The following is a 21,066-nucleotide window of genomic DNA, read 5'->3' as shown; positions in this document are numbered from 1 at the left end:
CGACGGCGCCGGCGAGGATGACCAGCGGCCGCACCGGCACCATCAGCGCTGACCGGCGAAAGGGCCGCGAGGCGAGGCGGTTTCGGTGGCGGCCGGCGCCGTTACGGCACATGACCGCAGCGTCGACAGCCTGCGCCACAGCGCCCATCCCAGGACGGCCAACGAGACCACCGCCAGAACCGGCTGGATCGACGCCCACACCCCCAGCGCGCCGCTGACTCCAAGTGCGGCGACTACGAGTTTGTTGCACACCGGGCACCCCACCGCCAGCATCGAGCCGACGTTGGCGGCGATTCCCGCCCGCCGCGGCGTTCCCGGCGCCGAAGGGGCGTGCCAGTACGTTGCGGCGAGGATGCCGCTGAGCACCGACGTCGCCACCCACGCCGCGTAACTCCACCAAGGCACCGGGGTCATGCGCACGAAGAAGGGGTTGGCCAGCAGCGCACTCGGCACGCCGACGGCCACGGCGACGCCTGCAGACGCGGCCAAGCCGATCCCGAGTCGGATCCACGGCCTAACCGCAGGGGGCGCGATGAAGAACCACCGGGCCAAACGGGGCCCTTCAGACACGACGTGAGCCGCGCATCGTCGGTACGTCCCCCGCCACGGAGCTGGTGTCGACCCCGCGGGTCACCCGTGGTGCGCGTGGGCGCACGGGGCCGGAGAACAGCGCCGCGGTGGCCACGATGGCCGACATCCAACACGCGATGAGAACGCCGACAAGCAGCGGCCATGCATGCCAATCACCGCCCATCACCGGATGCGCCATCAGGTCCGCAGCCGTCACCGTGCTCATCTCGCCCTCCTCAGTCACCACCGTCGGTCACGCGCGCTGCGATAAAGGTGTTGGTCGTGTGAAGATTCGTTGAAGATGACACCTGGCGACGTCCGCGCGCCGGACCCGGCACCATGAACGTCATGAGTGATCCGGCATCGCGCACCGACGACCGTTCGCCCGAGTTCCGGGCGCTGGTGGTCGACGACGAAACCGCCTTGGCCGAAATCGTGGCCAGCTACCTGATTCGGGAACGTTTCGACACGCGGGTCGCTCATGACGGCGCCGCCGCCGTTGCTCTGGCGCGTGACCATGACCCCGATGTCGTGATCTTGGATTTGGGTCTGCCCGGCATGGACGGGTTGGAAGTGTGCCGTCAACTCCGGACGTTCTCTGACGCCTACGTCGTGATGCTCACCGCGCGCGACACCGAGCTGGACACCATCGTCGGACTCAGCGTGGGAGCCGACGACTACGTGACCAAGCCGTTCAGCTCTGGTGAGCTGGTCGCGCGAATACGGGCGATGTTACGCCGCCCTCGCTCGGTACCTGGCGCCGCGACCGCTGCTCCCGACGCCCCGGCGCCCCTGGTCCTAGGGCCACTGCGCATCGATCTGGCGGCCCGCGAGGTGTCCCTCGACGGCCAGTCGATCCCCTTGACGCGCACCGAATTCGACTTGCTCGCCGCGCTGTCCGGGCGGCCCGGCATGGTGATGAGCCGACGCCAGCTGCTCGAAACCGTGCGCGACGGCCCATGGGTAGGCAACGACCACCTCGTCGACGTCCACGTCGGACACGTGCGCCGCAAACTGGGAGACGACCCCACGAACCCTCGGTACATCATCACCGTGCGCGGCGTCGGATACCGGATCGGCAGCCTCCGATGACCATCTCGGCACTGCGCCGCCGACCCGGCCTGGGCATGCGGCTGCTCATCGCGCAGACCCTGGTCCTGCTCGCCGGGGCGATCACCACCTGGGTGGTCGCCGCCCTCGTCGGACCACCCCTGTTCCGAGAGCACTTGCATCAAGCAGGGGTATCGGCAGGTTCGGCCGAGCAGCTACACGCCGAGGAGGCCTATCTGTATGCCACCGTGTTCTCCGTGGGGGGCGCGGTCGCGGTCTCAGCGCTAACCGCGTTCGCGGTCTCGCTCTACGTCAGCCGCCGCCTGCAGCGGTCGGTCACCGAGGTGGCGGCCGCAGCCAGCGCCGTCTCCGAGGGCCGGTACGAGGTCCGGGTGGCCCCACAGAACCTCGGCGAGGAGTTCGACGCGCTCTCGGCGGCCTTCAACCGGATGGCCGCCCAGCTCCAGGCCATCGACACCACGCGCCGCCAGCTCTTCGGTGACCTCGCCCACGAAATCCGCACACCGGTGGCCGTGCTCGAGGCATGGCTGGAAGCCGTCGAAGACGGTGTTCGGCCGCTGACTCCCGACACCATCGCGTTGATGCGCGACCAGTCACGGCGCCTCGTCCGGTTTTCCGGGGACCTCGGCGCGCTGGCTCAGGCGGAGGAAAGTTCAGCCACGATGTCCTTCACCGACACTGACGTCGCCGACGTGATCACGACGACGGCTGCCGCCGTGGCCGACCGATATCAAGCCAAGGGTGTGGCGCTGTCGACGCACTTAGCAGCAAGCCGACATCACCTGTGGGGTGACCCGCAGCGGCTGAGCCAAGTGCTGACCAACGTCCTCGACAACGCGCTACGGCACACCTCCGCACACGGCCGGGTGGACGTAAGCACCGATACCGAGGGCGACCAGCTCGTCATTCGCATCGCCGACAACGGCGACGGTATTGCCGCGCCGCATCTACCGCACGTCTTCGATCGCCTCTACCGCGCTGATGCCGCCCGCGCCCGTGACCACGGTGGTTCGGGCCTGGGATTGGCCATCGCAAAGGCTCTCGTCGAAGCACACGGTGGGCGCATCGGCGCCGCCAGCGGCGGCGTCGGCGGCGGCGTCGGCGGCGGCGCGATCATCACGATCTATCTACCGCTGCCGACGACGAACCCGCCGCCACTGGGCGCCGCAGACGTCGCCCACCCGCCGCCCACCCCCTGAACTCCGAGACGAATCGGCCGAACCAGGGCGCCGACTCAGATCGAGGCCAGCATCGACTCCATGGAGTCGATCTCCTGCTGCTGGGACGCGATGATGCTGCGCGCCATCTCGGTTGCCGCTGGGAACTGGCCGCTGTCGACCTCGGTTCGAGCCATGGCGATGGCTCCCTTGTGGTGTTCGATCATCTGAGTCAGGAAGAGCTTGCTCGCTGCGACGCCCTGGGCGTTCTGCAGTGCTGCCATGTCCTGCTCGGACATCATGCCGCCGCCACCCATGCTGCTCATGTCGTGACCGGGCATCTCCGACATGGCCGGCATTTCAGAACTGGGGGTCGACACCTTCCAGTCGGACAGCCAACCCCGCATCTTCTCGATCTCTGGCCCTTGCGCCGCCTTGATTTCATTGGCCAACGTCATGACCGCAGGATCGATGCCCTGCTTGCCCAGCAGCATGTCGCTCATCTCGACTGCCTGCTGATGATGCGGGATCATGCCCTGCGCGAACGTCACGTCGGCGTCATTGTGCGCCTGCTCGGTCTGGCCGCTCGTCGTCGAGGGGGCCGCCGCTGCCGACGTCTGCGAGCTGCTCGTCGCCGACATGTCTTGATCCGCAGGGGTACTGCTACAGGCGCCCATCGTCAGCGTGGCCCCCACGGCAGCGACAACCAACAATCCGACCCGTGTCACGTTCATCATCAAATCCTCCACCATCGTGTATCTGAAAAAGGCCACTGCTGCCCTATCGCCGACCTTCACCTGACCGACCAGCGCGAGCGGTTCGCGACACCAGCTTGACCGTCACGCCTAAGGGTGACCGCGACGTTCGATGAAGAAACGGTAAAGACGGTCTTTTAGGTCCCGACATTGCGCCGGTCAGTAACGCCTGGCGTTGTAGAACGGCGACGACGAGATCGGCGCCACCTTGACCGGTGTCCCGAAGGTCGAGGCGTGCACCATCATCCCGTCGCCGATGTAGATGCCGGCGTGAGACACGTCGGAGTAGAACGTGACGATGTCGCCGGGCTGCAAGTCGGCTTCGGTGATCGGCTGTCCACCCACGGCCAGAGCCTGACTCGAGCGCGGCAACTTGCGGCCGGTCTGCAGGAACGCCCACTGAATCAAGCCCGAGCAGTCGAACGCATCCGGGCCCGTCGCTCCCCAGGAATAGGGCTTGCCGACCTGGGTGAGTGCCGCTTGAACGACAGTGGTGTTCTGTCCGTTCGGCACCTGCGCGGGCGCAGGTGCCCCTTCAGCCGGCGCAACCGGGGGCATCGCGATCACATTGGGATCCCTAGGGGACCCGAGATCAGGGGGCGGCGGTGGGCCGGGATCGGCCAGGACCGCGCGCTGCTCCGGCGTCAACACCGCGTATTGCGCCTTGACCGCTTCAATCTGTCGAATCAGGTTGCTCTGGCGCGCCTGGAGCTGGGCACGGACAGCACCAGCCTGCTCGGCGGCGCTGCGTGCTGCCACCGCGGAATTCGTCGACTCGCGCGCGGCCGCGTCCGCCCACTCGCGCGCCTGTCGGTATCCCTTCATGCGGCTGGCGGTCTCTATAGACACGACACGCTGGACGGACAACTCGTCGATCAACTGCTGCGGCGAATCCGCGGTCAACACCGCAGACGAACCGTCCGGGCGCCCGCCCATATACATCGCGGCGGCGAACTCGTCGACCGCGGCTTGATAGCGGTCCAATTCGGACCGGGCTTCCTCCACGGCGACCTGCCCCGCGGACTGACGTAGGTCCGCTGCGCGTTGATCAGCGAGCTTCGCCTCGAGGTCCAACTCGGCGGAGTTCATGGCCTCGGTGGTCTGCTCTGCGGCACGGGACAACTCGTTGAGTTTGGCCAACGCGTCCGTGGCGGGGTCCGCGTTACCGGTACTCGACACCAGCGCGAGTAACAGAGCCACCCCTGCGACGATGCGCAGCCCGCGGCTACAACGCCCACGTGTCATCCTGACAACGCGTTCGACAGTCAAAACAGATAATCCTTCGCGTCGCCATTAAACTGGGTATCTACTACGTAGGTCCCGACTAGGTTACGAAACGGCAACGGTGTTGTCTACGGGGGTGCCGACGGGGCAGCGAGCCGTCTTTACCGAATCTTCACTGAAGAGCCAAGCCAACCATATTCGCCGACGCGACACTGAAGGTCGCAGCAACGGCGCCGCGCAGGCAGTCCGTACGTTCGAAGGGGTGGTTTCGTGCCAACCGACCACACGTCACCGTCCGCACGTCTCAGTAGCGGATTCGCACCACGACGGCGCCGGCGTTTCGCTGCGGCGATCGCCGTGCTCGGGGCCTCGATACTTGCAATAACGGCGTGCGCGAATCCAGCGACCACCACGACCGCAGAGGCGCCAGCTTCGATCGCCGAGAAGGGCGAGCCCTACGCGGACCTGCTCGAGCCGTGGTTGCAATCGTCAGTAACGGACGGCGCGGTCGGGGTGCCCGTCGACGCACCGGTGACCGTAAAGGCCGGCGACGGCGTGCTCGGCGCGGTGAAACTGGTCAACGCGCAAGGCGAGACTGTGGACGGTCAGGTCGATTCGGACGGCGTGACCTGGTCCACCGCGGAACCCCTGGGTTACAACAAGCGATACACGTTGACCGCCGAGGCACTCGGGATCGCCGACGCGATCACTCAGCAGATGACGTTTCAGACTCAGTCGCCAAAGAACCTGACGATGCCCTACGTGATGCCGAATGACGGCGACGTGGTAGGAGTGGGCCAGCCGGTAGCCATCCGCTTCGACGAAGACATCACCGACCGGACGGCTGCACAACAGGCCATCGAGGTCACCACGAGCCCCCGCGTCGAGGGAGCGTTCTACTGGCTGAGCGATCGCGAAGTCCGTTGGCGCCCAGCGGATTATTGGACACCCGGCACGACTGTCGAGGTCGCGGTGAACACCTACGGTGTAGACCTGGGCGAGGGACTGTTCGGACAGGACAACATCATCACCCGGTTCACCATCGGCGATCAGGTCATCGCCACCGCCGACGACGCCACCAAGACATTGACGGTGCGACGCAACGGCGAGGTAGTCAAGACCATGCCGATGTCAATGGGCAAGAACAGCACCCCCACCGACAACGGCGCCTACATTGTTGGCGACAGATACGCCAACCTCGTCATGGACTCATCGACCTACGGCGTCCCCGTCAACTCACCCAACGGCTACCGCCTCGACGTGGATTGGGCTACCCAGATGTCCTACAGCGGCATCTACGTCCACTCCGCCCCCTGGTCGGTGAGCAGCCAAGGCAAAACCAACGTCAGCCACGGCTGCCTCAACGTCAGTCCAGACAACGCAAAGTGGTTCTACGACAACACCAAACGCGGTGACATCGTTGAAGTAGTCAACACGGTGGGGTCGACCCTCTCCGGCGTCGACGGCCTCGGCGACTGGAACGTTCCCTGGGAACAATGGCGGACCGGCAACACCACCGTCTAAGAGCCGCGGCCATTGGCGGGGCGGTGTTCGTCACCGACAGGCCACTTACAATCTACGTAGCAACTGCGTAGACTTTCTTGAGTGGCGTAACGCGGTAACTGCGGCACGTCGTATGGGTGTAATTGTTTCGATCCCAGGAGGAGTCATGACTCGGCGAGCCAACGTGTGGGCTGCGCTCGGCGCAGTCGCCGCCATCGGCTTCAGTGCCACGCTATCGACGGCTCCGACCGCGAACGCCGAACCTGGGGTCCCGGTTCTACCCGATCCAGTCACGCCTGCATTGACCGTTGATCCGATGACGGACACGACAACCACTTCCGATCAATCGGCGGTGCCACCCCCGTCACGGCAGCCACCGGGTGCGTCGACCATTCCAACCACGGTCGCGTCCGGCATCCCAGCTGGTCAAAACCCGACTCCCTACTCCGGTCCACCGGTATTCGCCCCGCCCACGTTCAACCCGGTCAACGGCGCAATGGTGGGGGTCGCCAAGCCGATCGTCATCAACTTTCAGCGGCCCATCGGCGACCGTCCGATGGCTGAGCAGGCCATCCACATCTCGTCGAACCCACCCGTTCCAGGCAAGTTCTACTGGATGTCCGACAGCCAGGTCCGATGGAGACCGATCGACTTTTGGCCGGCCAACACAACAGTCACCATCGACGCCTCCGGAACTAAGTCGAGTTTCCGCACCGGCGAGTCACTCGTCGCCACCATCGACGACGCCACCCACCAAATGACCGTCGCGCGCAACGGCGTTGTCGAAAAGACGTTCCCGGTGTCGTTGGGCAAGTCCAAGTACGAAACCAAGAACGGTACCTACTACGTCTTGGAGAAGTTCGCCGACATCGTCATGGATTCCTCGACATACGGCGTCCCGATCGACTCGGCCGAAGGATACAAACTCAAGGTCCAAGACGCCGTCCGCATCGACAACAGCGGCATCTTCGTGCACGGCGCCCCCTGGTCGGTCGGTGACCAAGGCAAACGCAACGTCAGCCACGGCTGCATCAACCTCAGCCCCGCCAACGCCCAGTGGTTCTACGACAACTTCGGCAGCGGCGACCCCGTCGTCATCAAGAACACAAGCGGTGGCCTCTACGACCAACCAGACGGCGCTCAGGACTGGCAGATCTGATCAGCCGCGGTCAACTCTCTAAGACCGTGTGAGCATCACAAGCACCCAAGTCATACGAGCAGCAGCTGCGTCGGTGCCGACATGAACGCCCCACTAGCGCGGAAGTCTGATCTGAGACAGATCACCTACGAAGGGAGAAACCATGACAGCACTTGCCCCCTCCACCCCGAATCGGCCACAACGGCTTTACCAAGCCTTGGCGATCACGGGCATCGCGGTCGGATTCTTCATCATTGCCGTCGGCCTGTATTTCCTCATCGCGCGTCCGGGTTGCTGCGACTCCATGAACATGAGCAACAACAAAATGATGGAACAACCCATGGACATGCCGTCGATGTCACCGATGCCGGGGGCATCCGTTCCAGCCCCCACACCCTGAAGATCCTCGTAGCGACATGACCTCACCCAGGGTGGGTGACCGACCGTGGTCGATAGGGTTCTCACCTGTGACGGCTGGTGTGCCAGCCCTACCAACGGCCACTAGCTCGCCTCAGTGCTGACCTGGTCGCCCGTCCACCGACCTGGCCGGTCCTGACAGCGGACGTCCACGCGGCGGATGCATCGCGGCCTCGGTGCGGCCTCACGAATCCGCGTATGGGTCGGTTCGATCCGATATTCGACGACGCTGCCCCACCGGTACGTGGGGGCCGCGCCGCGTCATTTCGAGTGTCACGCCGTAGCCAAAAGCCACTCACTACGAGGTCAATACGTAGAGTGTCCAACGACCGGAAGGCGCCAGTGTGCAGCTCAGTAGAAGCATCGCCGCAATCCTGACCGGGGCTCTGGCCGCGGCGTGTTCGTCGAACGCCCCCGAGAGCGCGCCGCCCGCGGTCGTGCCGGGCATGGTGCACGTCCACGGGCTCGGTATCAATTCGTCCGACGAAACGCTGAACGTAGCAACTCATTACGGCCTTTTCACGGTCAAGCCCGGTCAGGCGCCACAACGAGTCGGCGACCTCGTGCAGGACTTCATGGGCTTCACCGTCACCGGGCCCGACGAATTCTTGGCCAGCGGCCACCCGGGTCCGACCGATCGCCAACAACCGCCCCATCTGGGCCTGATCAAGAGCAGCGACGCCGGCCAATCCTGGGAGACCCTGTCGCTACACGGCAGCGCCGATTTTCACGCACTCGAGTACCGCCACGGACAGGTCTACGGTCACGACAGCCAGTCGGGCACTGTGATGGTCAGCCCCGATGCGCAGTCCTGGCAGCGGCGAGCTGAAGTCCCGGCCGCGGACCTCGCAGTGTCACCCGCGAATGCCGATGAGGTTCTCGCGACCACACGCCAGGGGCTCCTCCGAAGCACAGACGGGGCAATGTCGTTCGACGCAGTCAACGGTGCACCGGCACTGGTGCTCGTCAGCTGGCCCGAGCGCGGCCCCCTCCTTGGAGCCGACATCGAAGGAAGCCTCTACTCCAGCACCGACGCCGGGCAGACCTGGCAGCCACGACACGCCCTCATCGCCAAGCCTCAGGCCCTTCTCGCTGCTGACAACGGTCACGTCTACGTCGCGACAGATACGGCCATCTACACCTCGACCGACGATGGTGCCACGGTGCACGTCCTCACCGCCGTCGAATAGAACTCCGGCAGCGGTAACAAGAACACCGCTAAGCCAGCATTTAAACCACGCAGGAGCCGTCGGCCGGGTCCACCACGTGTACCGAGATTGCCGCCTACGCGCGGCCCCTCGGACCCATCTCGGCCGCGGAGTTTCGGCGGTGTCCCACCCCCGACTCCCCGCAACTGCTGGGCCCGCACGGCCGGCGTTCCCGCCCGTCCTGTGCTGGTCGACGCCACCACGGTTCGCCGCGATGCACCGACATGATTGGTGAGTACACGTACTTTCGACGGAAGCTACTTGGTCCCGCTTCTAGGTGCCTCCAACTCGCCGACTGTTGGTGCGTCGCACCACCTTGCCGGTCAGGTCGATGCGCGGCGCGGGACTTATGGGCGCCCAATGCGACAGGACGCGCCATGGGCCACTGAGCGCGGCGAGTGCGTCCCTGAGGCGCCGCAGAGGCGCCGCCTCAGCGAGACGCTGCTTTCACCCAGCGTGGGTTGGTCGCCAAGCAGCGCCGCCTGCACAGCGGCGGCATCTCAGCCGTGCCGCACCGCGGCGCGCAACGCACCGATCGTGTGCGCCGCACACCGCGACTGTCGAAGCGCCGCACCGCATGGCGGCCACCGCCGCGACGCATCCGCGCCATCCGCTCAATGTCGTCGCCCTGGGAACCGGAAACGACGTGCGCCTGACGGTCTGTCGTCGCCGCGATCTTCACGCACATCGGGTTGTCGCACTCGTGCAAACCCAGCACCCCAGCTGCCATGGCTCCGCTTGCGATCGCCACGCGTAGGAAAGCGGGAGCACGCAGAACCCCACACCGTCGCGCGCGAGGTAGAACCGGCCGTAGCCATCGGCGCCGATGCCACCGATCAAGATGTCGCAGTCCGAACGCGATGGCCCGCAGACGACGTGACCGTCGGGGCGCAAACTTTCGGCGGCGCGCAGGCGCCGATCGACGAATAGTTGGCCCGCGCTTCCATGACCGACGGCCTAGAACCGAACACCGACACACTGCGCGGCCGCAGCAGCGCTCGAGGCGATCACAGGCCGGCCACTCTGGACCAGGAGCTGACCGCCGCCAGGCCTGGTTCCTCGCCGCATGTCGGCGCGCTCGCCACTGCATCACCGAGCGGCGCGCTGCCCTGCAGTGGAGCCGTCGCGCCCCGCGCACCGAGCACGGACGGTCAGACCACACGCCCTCCAGGTTTTGGCCCAGCGTCGCCGTTGTCACATCAAGGCTGCCTCGGGATTGTCTGTAGCACCGTCGCCAGGACCCCTGGCGTGGCGGCGACGCCATTGCCGCCGCCTAGTGCGAGTGCGCATGGGAACCGTTGCTCGCCGTGGGCCGCTCGGCTTTTGGGGCGTGTCGCAGCATGGTTCGGACGATCCCGACGCCCACGTCGGTCCGGGCGGCGATGGTCGACAGCGTCTCACCACGGCTCTGCATGCGGGCGACCGCCGCGCCGGCCTTGGCCCGGTGCGTGGCCACTCGCTTGGCTGCCTCGGTGTCGACCTGGTCGCGGAGCTGGGCCAGGCGCTCCTTCTTCCAGGTCTCGACTTCGGCAATCCTGCCGACCGCGACGAGAAAGTCGGTGGCGTCGTCGATGTTCGCCTTGTCCCGCGCGGCGCGGGCCTCGTTAGCTCGCCGGGTCGCTTCGACTGCCCGTCGCCGGGCTTCCAACTTGGACGTTCCTGCTGCTGTCATGACCGGGACACTAAAACCGGCCGGGCCGGACGTGCCACCACCACAGCCACATTCGCCATCTACCAATTTTTCGCCGTCACGCCTGCCACACCAACGCCCACCGCTCACCAGCCGCTCACCCCTGCAGCGCGCCGCCGCCTCTGCGCCCATTCAGCTCACCCCCTCACAGCCCCCTGCCACGGCTCCCCGGCAGACCACACACCTCTTGCACTCAGGAAACCCGGCAGTCTAAGAGTTTTGTGAGAACCTCCGGTTTGGTGGTGGCTTCGCCAACCCCGGAGTTCGTAGCGTGCGGCGCATGCGGACATCGGCGTGCGCGTCATGGTGATGACGCTGCACAAGCTGACCGCCGGGGACGGATACCTGTACCTGGTGCGGCAGGTCGCTGCCTCTGACAGCACTGAGCGGGGCCGCTCCACACTGGCCGACTACTACTCCGCCAAGGGGGAATCGCCGGGCCGCTGGATGGGACGCGGCCTGGCCGCACTGTCTGACACCGGCCGATGCGAAGTCAGTCCGACTGTCCGCGAACAAATTTGGACCGTCGAGGACGGGTCGGGGGTCAGCGAGGCACAGATGCGCGCCCTGTACGGGGTGGGCCTGCACCCCAACGCCGAGCGCATTCAGACTTACGTCACCGGCCGCAATATGGGCAACCAGCGCCCGGCGAGCCGCCTGGGGCGCGAGTTCGCGGTCCGCGACGGCGAGCCAGAGTTCGCGCGTCGGCTGGCAGTCGCGTTCCGCGATCACAACGCCGAAGTCGGTGCGCATTGGAACGCCACCATCGATCCAGAGATTCGTGCCGACATCCGGACGCGCGTGGCGATGGAGTTGTTCGGTGAGGAGCACGGTCGCCCGCCCGCCGATGACCGCGAACTGTCCGGGTTCATCGCCCGCAACACCCGCGCGAAGACCACCGCTGTGGCCGGCTATGACCTGACGTTCTCGCCGGTGAAATCGGTATCGGCACTGTGGGCTATCGCCCCGTTACCGGTGTCCGAGCAGATCGAAGCCGCTCACGATGCGGCTGTGGCGGACGTCCTGGAATGGTTGCAGGATCAGGCCGCATTCACCCGCACCGGCGCCGGCGGAGTGGCCCAGGTTGACACCGAAGGGCTCATCGCCGCGGTATTCAGCCACCGCGATTCCCGGGCCGGGGATCCCGACCTGCACACCCACGTGGCGATCTCGAACAAGGTGTCCTATGTCGACGCCAATGGCGTGCGCCGTTGGCTCGCGTTGGACGGCCAGCCCCTGCACCGCGTGACCGTCGCGGCCTCGGAGTTGTACAACACACGGCTGGAAGCCCATTTGATCGCCAGGCTGGGTGTGCGCTTCACCGAACAGTCCCGCGGGCGGGGCAATCGCCCGGTGCGTGAGATCGTCGGAATGTCAGCGAAATTGATGGAGCGGTGGTCACGTCGCCGTGCGGCGATCAAGGCCCGCACCGCCGAGCTGGCCAAGGCGTTTCAGGCCGATCACGGACGCGAACCGACCAACGTCGAGATCGTGGCATTGGCCCAGCAGGCGACCCTGGAATCGCGCGAAGCCAAGCACGAGCCGCGCTCACTGGGAGAGCAGCGCCAGCAGTGGCGCACCCAGGCCGTCGAGGTCCTCGGAGAACGCGGCGTGACCCAGATGCTGGCCGACACGTTGGCCGCACCGCAGACCACCCGCGAGGCCGTCACGATCGACGAGGAATGGATCGCGTCGCGAGCTGGCGAACTCATCGCCACGGTGGCGGAAACCCGGGCCACCTGGCAGCGCCACCATGTGCGCGCCGAAGCGCTGCGGATGGCCCGCGGCCACGACGTGGCGCACGATGTCGCATTGGTCGAACGACTCACCGATACCGCCCTCGGAGAGGGCTTCTCGGTGCCGCACGCCCGTGTCGAAGACGCCGAGTTGGGTGAGCCTGTCGCATTGCGTCGCCGCGACGGTGCCAGCGTCTACCGCCGCCACGGTGTGCAGTTCTACACCAGCCGCGAAACGCTGGCCGCCGAGCGTCGAATCCTGGATGCGGTGCATCGCGGCGACGGCCGTGTCGCGACCGCCGCCGACGTCGAACTGGCGCTCGCAGATTCGACGGCGCGGGGGCGCACACTCAACCCCGGTCAGGCCGCGCTGGTCTCGGAGATGGCCACCGCGGGGCGTCGTGTAGCACTCGCTCTGGCCCCGGCCGGAACCGGCAAGACCACGGCCATGGCGGCGCTGGCGCACGCGTGGCGCAGCTCGGGCGGACACGTCATCGGATTGGCCCCCACCGCCGACGCGGCGATCGTGCTCGCCGAGGACCTGCGCGCCACTACCGACACCCTCGACAAATACGTGTGGTCGGCCGATCCCGGCAAGGCCGCGACATCACATGTGCCCGACTGGTTCAGCCGCGTCGGACCCGACACCCTGATCGTGGTCGACGAGGCCGGCAAGGCCGCCACCGCCGGGCTGGACGCGATGATCACCGACGCGCTACGCAAGGGCGCCAGCGTGCGCCTGGTCGGTGATGACGGACAGCTCTCGTCGATCTCGGCCGGCGGCGTTCTGCGTGACATCGCCGAGGCCACCGACGCGCTCACCCTCAGCGAAGTGGTGCGGTTCACGTCCCCGGCCGAGGCCGCCGCCGGGCTCGCGCTACACGACGCCGACCCGGCCGGAATCGGCTTCTACATCGACCGTCACCGCATCCACGTCGGCACCGACGAGACCGCCGCCGACATGGCGTACGAGGCCTGGCGGGCCGACCTGGCTGCCGGTGGAGATTCCATCCTGCTCGCGCCGACCAACGACGTCATCAACGAACTCAACGCCCGCGCCCGCCTCGATCGCCTGGCCGCCGACCCCGAAGCCGCCAAGGCGCCCACGGTCGTGCTGGCCGACCAGCTGCACGCCAGCGTCGGGGACACCATCCGCACCCGCAAGAACAACCGCCGAATCGCGATCGGCCGCAACGATTTCGTCCGCAACGGCTACCGCTACACCATCACCGAAGTCCTCCCCAATGGCGGCCTGAAAGCCCGCCATCTGCGCAGCGGGCGCATCGTCACACTGCCCGCTAGCTACGTCGCCGAGCACGTCACCCTGGGTTACGCGGCCACCATCGACTCCGCCCAAGGCTTGACCGCCGGCCGCCGAGACACCAAGGGCACCTGCCACATCGTCGGCTCCGACATGCTGACCCGCCAAGGGCTGTACGTCGCGATGACCCGCGGCACCGACGAGAACCACCTGTACCTGTCCACGGCCGAGGGCGACCCGCACCGGCTGCTGTCCCCCAAAGCCACCCACCCCGACACCGCTGTCGACGTGTTGACCAGGATCTTGGCCCGCGACGGCGCACAGGTCTCGGCGACCACCGCCGCCCGACAGGCCGCCGATCCCGCCGCCCGGCTGCAAGCCGCGGCCGACATGTACTACGACGCGCTCGGTGCCGCCGCCGAGAACCGGCTCGGCGTCGGTGCCCGTGATCGCCTCGGTGCCATTGCCGACGCGGTCATCCCGCAGTTGAGCCAGCGTGAGGCCTGGCCGGTGCTGCGCCGCAACCTGTCCGTCCTCGCCCTGCGTGGGGCTCACCCGCGCGAGCTGCTGACCCAGGCGCTGGCCAAGGGCAGCGTCTCCGACGCCGCTGACCCGGCCGCGGTGCTCGATCACCGCATCGACCCCGCCGGCACGCATTCGTCTGGCATCGGGGTGCTGCGCTGGCTGCCCGCCGTCCCGGCAGCGCTGGCCGACGATCCGCAGTGGGGCGCCTATCTGGGCCGTCGCGAGAAGCTGGTCGAGGACCTGGCCGAGGAGATCCGCGAACGCGCACGCGGCTGGACCAACGCCACCGCACCCGCCTGGGCGCGCCCCCTGATCACGGTGAACCCAGTCCTGACCGCCGAGATCGCGGTGTTCCGCGCCGCCACCGGGGTCTCCGCCGCCGACACCCGCATCACCGGCGCACGCCAGTACCCGGTGCGCACCCGCGGTGTGCAGGCCGCGCTGCAACGCCAGGCCGCCGCCGACATCGGCCGCCACAGCGCCAACACCTCCCGCTGGAACGACCTCATCGACGGCATCGACCCACGGCTGCGCGCCGATGCCTACTGGCCCCAACTGGCCGCCCAGCTGGTCCAGGCCGCCCGCATCACCCCTGACCTGCGGCACATCATCACCACCGCGGCACGCCAAGGACCGCTACCCGACGAGCTGCCCGCCGCGGCCCTGTGGTGGCGCATCGCCGGAGCCCTGTCCCCCACGGCCACCCTGGCCACCACCCATTCACGGCTGCGGCCCGCCTGGATCACCGACCTCGACGCCGTATTCAGCGCCGCGTTGACCGAAACCATCACCTCCGATCCCGCCTGGCCTGGGCTGGTGGCCGCCATCAGCGCCGCCGACCCACGCAAATGGACGCCCCGCGACCTGCTCCACGTCGCCGCCGAACACCTCGCCGACGCCACCGACGAACACCACCCAACCCCGCCCGGCGACTATGCCCGGCTCATCACCTACACCGTCGATGCGTTTACGCACCGCCTCCGCAGTGATCTAGGCGCCGGCGACATTCCCATGGACCACGACGCCCCGCCGGACCCAGCAGACGATGCACTGCTTCCACCCGACCCCGACGACCTCTGCTCAACAGACGACGGATTCTTCGATGACGACCACCCGCCAGACGGTCTCCACACCTTCGACTACGGAGACGGTCCCTTCGAGGGACTGCACTTCGACCAACTGTCAACCAGACGCCCACCGCGTGACCTCAGCATCGCCATGACCAGTGTCGCCAGCCTGCGCGAGGAGTATCGAACTGTTCGCGAACAGATCACCGCACTCGATGCGGAGATCCGCACTGGAAGAGGACCGGCCCAGCGTGCCGCCGCCGACCAGCTGCTGCGCATGCGCCGCCAGGTCGACGCCGATCGCCCCTACAGCCACGCCGTCACCGATGTGATGGAGCAGTGGTCCGACGCCGATACCGCCTACAACGACACCCTGCGCCTCATCGAACACTCACGAACCCAGCTCGACCTCCTACTGACCAACCCCGACGCCAACCAAATCGACATCACCTCGGCCCGCCAACAGATCGCCTTCTACACCGGCCTGCTCCCCGATCAGCCGCCCGCTCTGCAGTTCCAGCAGGCCCTCGCCGACGCCCACGCCGCCCGCGCCGTTGCCGCCGGCGGTGCCGACAAGATCGTCACCGAGCGCGACATCGCCGCCGCACGCGGCGACGCCGAGCGCGCCGACCTGACCGCCCGAGCCGCACTGCGGCAGCGGCGCCAGGTGCTGCGCCGCGAACTCGAACGCGCTGACCGCGACATCGCCGCTGCGTTCGCCGCTGCGCAGACCGCCACCTCCGACACCCTCGAACACCTGCTGGAGTCGGCACGCTCGGAAGTCGCTCTCCTCCAGGTCGCCAGCGGCCTCGATCTCAGGGGCACTCCGCTGGTAATCCCCGACGCCGCACTGTCCGGCCTCGAACCCCAGACCGCCGACCGCCTCAAATCCGTGGCCGCGCAACCTTATCGACTCGCCGTCATCCGCGCCGACATCACCAACAGCGAAACCGCCGCAGCCCTCTACACCCTGCGCAACGCGGCCAACGCCGAAGACCGCAGGGTGCTGTGGCTTTCGCCCACCGAGGCCAGCTCGACCCCCGCCCACGACGCCGAACTGGCTGACACCATCACCACCATCGAGCACGCCCACCAGCAGGTCAGTGACCAGCAGTGGGCACTGCCGCCCGGCGCCATCGTCGTCATCGAGGATCCCGCGGCGGCTGAGTCCGGCCAGCTCGTCGACCTCGCCCGCCACGCCGCCGCGGCCGGCGCTCGGGTGATTCTGCTCGACCGTGGCGCCAGCCGCGGGCCCAGCTCGTCGGCGGTGCAGCTGCTCACGCGCTCGCTGCCCTGGAACGACACCCTCACGACCACCACCTCAGCGCCGGAAGATCCGCTCCAGGAGCCCACTCCGGCAGTCACCCTGGCCGACCGCCTCGGCAGCAAGCGCCTCAGCGAACCGTGGCAGCAACTGCTCACCCAGTACGACACCGCAGCCTCGGCGGTCCGCTCCGCCCAGCGTCGCCACCTCGCCCTGGGATGGCGTACCCAAGCCCGCTCGGCCGACCGCGACGCCGCCCTCGGCGCCAGCATCGACGACTAAAACAGATCACTTGGGCTTTGATTGTGGACTCGCGTAGGCATGCCCGCCACGATGTCCATGACTATGCGCGCCGAGCAGACTCCCTACTACGGTTTGGATGTCAGCAAGACGAACGATGTAAGAAAGTCGGGAGCGCTTCCCATGTCGCCCCCACGCGCGCCGGATATTCCCACGGTCCATCGGCAGCGCCTTCACCCCGGTCCGCTCAGATCCCAACCTCGTTGCACGAAGCGATAGCGGCCCCCAGATTGACGGGCTCGCGGGTTGTCGCTCTCGCAAATGTCTTTCAGACTTTGATCCGGCAGCGCTCATGCAAACGCTTCCCGTACGGGCGGACGGCCTGCGAGACTGGGGTCCTCCAGTAGCCGAAGCGACTCGACCATGCCCCTGCGCCGATCAATCGCCCTCGCTCAAAGGCGCCGCGACGATCCCGAGCTGTGGTGCACCACCGACCGCCGCTACCGAAAAGGACTTCTTTGGCAACGGACGCCCAACGCTTCACCGCCGGTTGGTTCGACAACGGCGTCTACGAGAGTTGTCTAGCTATCAGCCTCGTCCTACCCGATGACGTACCCGTTCAGGGGGTGTTTCCGCTCCGCGTCGTTGAACAGTTCTTTGACAACCGGGGTACGGGAGCACCCAAGCTGGACGACAGTTGGATGGAATGCCCATACACCCTCAAGATGAAGTGGATGCACCGCCCGTGGCCGGTCCAGCCTGCGCTGGAGGACTATTCAATCGCAAGAGATGTGCTTGATCGGACAACTCTTGGCGAGATCGGCAATGATGACATCTCGCCGCCGCGAGCGTCCCTTGGCCAACGGCGATCAGTTGTCGTCATTGTGCTTCCGGTAAAAGCTCGTGAGCCGGCCCTGTCTCCGAAGGATGGCGTGGTAGGCGCGTTGACCTTGGTGCATTGGGTTCTAACTGATTGGCTGCGGGCAGCTCGGATGAGCACCGGGGCCCCCATCAGGGAACTCACGTATGGTCGGCTTCCGCTAATCATCCCCGTCAGGCATGCAGGCGTCCTGGACGATGGGGCGCTCAGCTGGTCCGACGACCGGTACGACATTGTCGATGACGAAGCGATGGCCCGAGTGCTCCCGCGACCGGTCATGTCGGGTCCGCACGCCGATAGCATTGGCGAAGCGTTCGGACAAATCACATGGGGCAGGCTCGGCGCCGTTCAGCTCGATCACGTCAAACGCGGTGATTCGGCGGCCTTCCACGGTGATTACGTCGGCGCGGTACTGGCGTATGCCACGGCGTGTGAAATAGCGATTGTGACCCTGAGCCTTGCGTTGGCTTGGGAAGACGGCATGCAACCCGGAGATGCTGCCCGTAACTACCGCGACGCGAGTGTAACGAAGATGTTGACATCGCTGTGTCATCCGCTGGGCGGCAGGTGGTCCGTTGACGATCCGGGTTTCGCGCAGGATTGGCGCATTCACGTCTCGGAAATCAGAAATAAGATTATGCACGCCGGATTCCGGCCAGAACACACGGAAGTAAAGCAAGCCCGTCAGGCACTCGAGACCCTCATGACCACTATCCCCGAGCGCCTAGTCGGGAAGTGGAAAGCATATCCGAGGACGTTATCGCTGCTAGTCAGTCGGCAGTCGGTTGACCTGTACTCTTCGAAAAAGGCACGTCCAAAAATCCTTACCGATCTCGAAAGCCGAAGTCATGCTAGCGAAGAGGAGTTCGCAGCATGGCGTCGAGCCTACTATTCAAGCGCCGTCGGTGGCGGAACTCCAGGTTCGCGAGGACGATCCCCCGCGGTCGGTCGCATTCGCAGCAATTTACGAAGTTGGCGCCTCCGAAAGCGAACCCTTTGATGTGGTCGCGCAGTCGTCGCGACTCCGTGTCCGTTTGCCGTGGTCGTCACGCGCTTCGCGTCCATGGCCTCGGCGTCTTCGTCGGAACGAATCCTTTACCGTCGCGGCGATACCGGCGGCGGAGGCGTGTCGCTGAATATCTCAGTCAGGTTGTCCCAACCGTTGATAACACCCGTTGTGTCGAGCAGGAGGTTGGCCAACTGGTCAACCCTTTCCGGCTTTGCTAAGGCAGTTCTAGCTAACACAAGCAACTGCAGCCCGCTTACTAGGCAGTGATTCCGCATCTCGGCGTACCGACGCATCTGGTCGGGGAACGTGGGTTTCGTACGTTCGAGCGGAGGGTCATTGATGTAGGCGTTGATAATGAGAATTCCTTTCGACCTCTGCCCGGCTTCCAGATCCTCGGCGACCCACTTCTCGAGTTGGGCACAGTGGGATTCAGCCGCGCTCTTCGTGACTCCCTTGGTCTCGGCCACGATGCTGGCGTCGCCGCGCGAACCGCGCAAGTCGGTTCGACCAGGGATCGTCGGCTTAAGATCAAATCCCAGATGGGTAAGCGCGGCGGCCGCAGCTTCTTCGAAAGGCGTGCCAGTACCCGCGATTAGCAGCTTCCACTGCCGATCGGCATCTTGCTCTGCGTTCAGTAGGTCGAGTTCGGTTTGGAGCTGTGCGATTTTGGCCTGGCGCTGCGTAATCTCGGAGGCGCGGTCTACTTCGGTTTGGAAGCGATACTTGTCTGCCCAATCCGGCCATACAACCTTTTCGGCGCTGGTGAACGCGATCAACCAGTCCAGCACCATCTTGTCAATGGTGTCGCGGTCGAAGTCATCATCACCGATTGTCCTGTCTAATCCGAGCTGCTCCGACGGCTCCGCGCCGCCACCATGGTCGCGGGACTCCTCGCCGTCGCTATCGTCCTCGCCGTAGTCCGCATCCACATTGTCTTCGTCCCACGTGCCCGTCAGTAGGATGGGCAGAAATATGATGGTGCCGCCCTCGCAATCTGTATGCGCAGCAGTCAGCTTTGAGGTCCCTTTAACACGTAACAACGGTCGAAGGTCTTCAGATTCGTCAAATACGGACGCGTAACACCAGTAGTCTGCAGTTTGGCGATAAAGCGGGCCGATCGAACTGTGGGCAGGCTCCATTGCTTCGCCGAGTGTGGCTGCTCGCAAGGGCCTCTCGGGCAATGCGTCCAGTATGTTAAGAGGCTTCACAATGGTTGTGGTCTGGCGATTGCGCCCCGTCCCCGAGTGTGTGCGCTCACCCGAATCGATGTAGACGCGCATGTCGCCGGGCAGGAAGACGACAAGCGTACGCCCAAGTTTGAGAAACTCCTCGAAGTCGTTCTTTCGGCGGGAGATGTCATGCCGCAGCCGTGGGGAGTTGTGGTCCGATATGCGTGGTAAGCCATTGTGGGACCCGGCGCCGTAGCCACTCTGTAGATAGGTCTGCATGGAATTGTGCGGATCCCACATCACCAAGTCGTAGTCGTAGAGCGAATGTGTGGAATCGAAGCTGGCCTTCGCCGCGTCAATGGCCATGTCGGTATCAAGCAGAAGCACTCTCACGTTTTGATCAGCCCTCCGTCTTCATGTCTGAATTCTAGATGCTCTTATGCATCAAGGGCCTCAACGCGGACGGCGACGCCCGACCGCGACCGCGTCGCCGGCAGCGTACAGAGGATCCGAGGCACGTCGAGCGGCCTCGGTGGACTGGTTGGCCGAACTAGGAACGATTCAGAAAGAAGCTTGCCCCACGCGCCGCGGGAAGCGCGGATGAATGAACACCACGGTCTCTACCAACGGGCGCAACTTCATCACACAGCGGACGTGGACAAGATACACGTGGCTGGTGTGCGTGGAAGCCGGCGCCTGGCGACCGGCTTATCACGGAATTGTGCGCCGGATCCGCGGTGCGGCGCCGGAGCTTGAAGCGTTAGCCGGAATCATGGCCACGGCCCGCGCGGCGAGGCGTTTGATCGGGTCCTTGGCATAGGGGCCTACGAGCTGATAGCCCACGACACCTGCTATTCGTAGTTCCAGGCGGCCTAACCCAACTACCGGTCGTCCTGTGCGTCCGTGCAGGTCAAATTTCGTCGGTCGACGACGACAACGGCGGACATGTGAAGAATTTGCCCTGACGGCCAATCCAATATGGCTCAGCTGGTGGACCCGATTCCACCTGGAGTCATACGTTCACGTCATGCAATACCACGCCGGGGACCGTACGCCGGGTAGCGACCCGGTGACCTGTGGCCAAATCGCACCATCGGTGATCCTTTTGATCGCACTGCAACAGTTGTCCACAAACGCTGCCATCACGCCGCTGCTTCAGCGGTACGTGATGTACACCCCCGA

Annotated in this window: 14 protein-coding genes; 7 read left to right on the top strand and 7 right to left on the bottom strand. The window is 65.7% G+C overall.

The genetic code is table 11. From position 1 onward, the window contains the following. Nucleotides 1-42: 42 nt before the first annotated feature. Both LV457_RS10020 and LV457_RS10015 read right to left on the bottom strand, forming a co-directional pair. A complete protein-coding gene (locus tag LV457_RS10020) occupies nt 43-489 on the bottom strand; it encodes a hypothetical protein (RefSeq protein ID WP_232170637.1) in 447 nt (148 codons plus the stop codon). A gap of 73 nt (nt 490-562) precedes the next feature. Next, the gene (locus LV457_RS10015) at nt 563-796 is read right to left on the bottom strand and encodes a hypothetical protein (RefSeq protein ID WP_232170636.1); all 234 of its coding nucleotides are present in this window, start codon (nt 794-796) and stop codon (nt 563-565) included. Between the two features lie 113 nt (nt 797-909). Here LV457_RS10015 and LV457_RS10010 point away from each other — a divergent pair, with 113 nt between their 5' ends. Together LV457_RS10010 and LV457_RS10005 are read left to right on the top strand one after the other, a co-directional pair. After that, nucleotides 910-1,662, top strand: a complete 753-nt coding sequence (locus LV457_RS10010) for a response regulator transcription factor (RefSeq protein ID WP_232170635.1) — start codon at nt 910-912, stop codon at nt 1,660-1,662. Then, on the top strand, nt 1,659-2,840 hold the full coding sequence (locus LV457_RS10005) for a cell wall metabolism sensor histidine kinase WalK (protein ID WP_232170634.1): 1,182 nt from the start codon (nt 1,659-1,661) through the stop codon (nt 2,838-2,840). The genes LV457_RS10010 and LV457_RS10005 overlap by 4 nt, the downstream gene beginning before the upstream one ends. 35 nt (nt 2,841-2,875) lie before the next feature. On the opposite strand, the gene LV457_RS10000 is transcribed toward LV457_RS10005, so the two are convergent. Both LV457_RS10000 and ripC read right to left on the bottom strand, forming a co-directional pair. Next, nucleotides 2,876-3,532, bottom strand: coding sequence for a DUF305 domain-containing protein (locus LV457_RS10000; protein WP_374198805.1), 657 nt, complete (start codon nt 3,530-3,532; stop codon nt 2,876-2,878). A gap of 180 nt (nt 3,533-3,712) precedes the next feature. Then, on the bottom strand, nt 3,713-4,798 hold the full coding sequence (gene ripC, locus LV457_RS09995; protein WP_232170947.1) for a peptidoglycan hydrolase RipC: 1,086 nt from the start codon (nt 4,796-4,798) through the stop codon (nt 3,713-3,715). Between the two features lie 330 nt (nt 4,799-5,128). Here ripC and LV457_RS09990 point away from each other — a divergent pair, with 330 nt between their 5' ends. The 4 genes from LV457_RS09990 to LV457_RS09975 all read left to right on the top strand — a co-directional run bounded on the left by LV457_RS09990 (nt 5,129) and on the right by LV457_RS09975 (nt 9,025). Then, nucleotides 5,129-6,301, top strand: a complete 1,173-nt coding sequence (locus LV457_RS09990) for an Ig-like domain-containing protein (RefSeq protein WP_374198804.1) — start codon at nt 5,129-5,131, stop codon at nt 6,299-6,301. 145 nt (nt 6,302-6,446) lie between these two features. Then, entirely contained in the window at nt 6,447-7,439 is a 993-nt protein-coding gene (locus LV457_RS09985; protein WP_232170633.1) for a L,D-transpeptidase family protein, read from the top strand. Between the two features lie 142 nt (nt 7,440-7,581). Further along, nucleotides 7,582-7,818 carry a hypothetical protein gene (locus LV457_RS09980; protein ID WP_232170632.1) on the top strand — a complete coding sequence of 79 codons (237 nt, stop codon included), beginning with the start codon at nt 7,582-7,584 and terminating at the stop codon, nt 7,816-7,818. A 361-nt stretch (nt 7,819-8,179) separates the two neighbouring features. After that, on the top strand, nt 8,180-9,025 hold the full coding sequence (locus LV457_RS09975; protein WP_232170631.1) for a F510_1955 family glycosylhydrolase: 846 nt from the start codon (nt 8,180-8,182) through the stop codon (nt 9,023-9,025). A 1,291-nt stretch (nt 9,026-10,316) separates the two neighbouring features. On the opposite strand, the gene LV457_RS09970 is transcribed toward LV457_RS09975, so the two are convergent. Further along, entirely contained in the window at nt 10,317-10,715 is a 399-nt protein-coding gene (locus tag LV457_RS09970; protein ID WP_232170630.1) for a hypothetical protein, read from the bottom strand. A gap of 321 nt (nt 10,716-11,036) precedes the next feature. On the opposite strand from LV457_RS09970, the gene mobF reads away from it, so the two are divergent. Beyond that, nucleotides 11,037-16,868 (top strand): MobF family relaxase, encoded by a 5,832-nt coding sequence (gene mobF / locus LV457_RS09965; protein WP_232170942.1) that lies wholly within the window; start codon nt 11,037-11,039, stop codon nt 16,866-16,868. Between the two features lie 998 nt (nt 16,869-17,866). Here the strand turns inward: mobF and LV457_RS09960 are convergent. Both LV457_RS09960 and LV457_RS09955 read right to left on the bottom strand, forming a co-directional pair. Further along, the gene (locus tag LV457_RS09960) at nt 17,867-18,385 is read right to left on the bottom strand and encodes a hypothetical protein (protein WP_232170629.1); all 519 of its coding nucleotides are present in this window, start codon (nt 18,383-18,385) and stop codon (nt 17,867-17,869) included. A 416-nt stretch (nt 18,386-18,801) separates the two neighbouring features. Next, nucleotides 18,802-20,250, bottom strand: coding sequence for a hypothetical protein (locus tag LV457_RS09955; protein WP_232170628.1), 1,449 nt, complete (start codon nt 20,248-20,250; stop codon nt 18,802-18,804). Nucleotides 20,251-21,066 lie beyond the last annotated feature (816 nt).

This window comes from Mycobacterium sp. MYCO198283 (assembly GCF_021213805.1).
GTDB lineage: Bacteria > Actinomycetota > Actinomycetes > Mycobacteriales > Mycobacteriaceae > Mycobacterium.
This window is presented reverse-complemented; position numbering and strand designations above follow the sequence as displayed.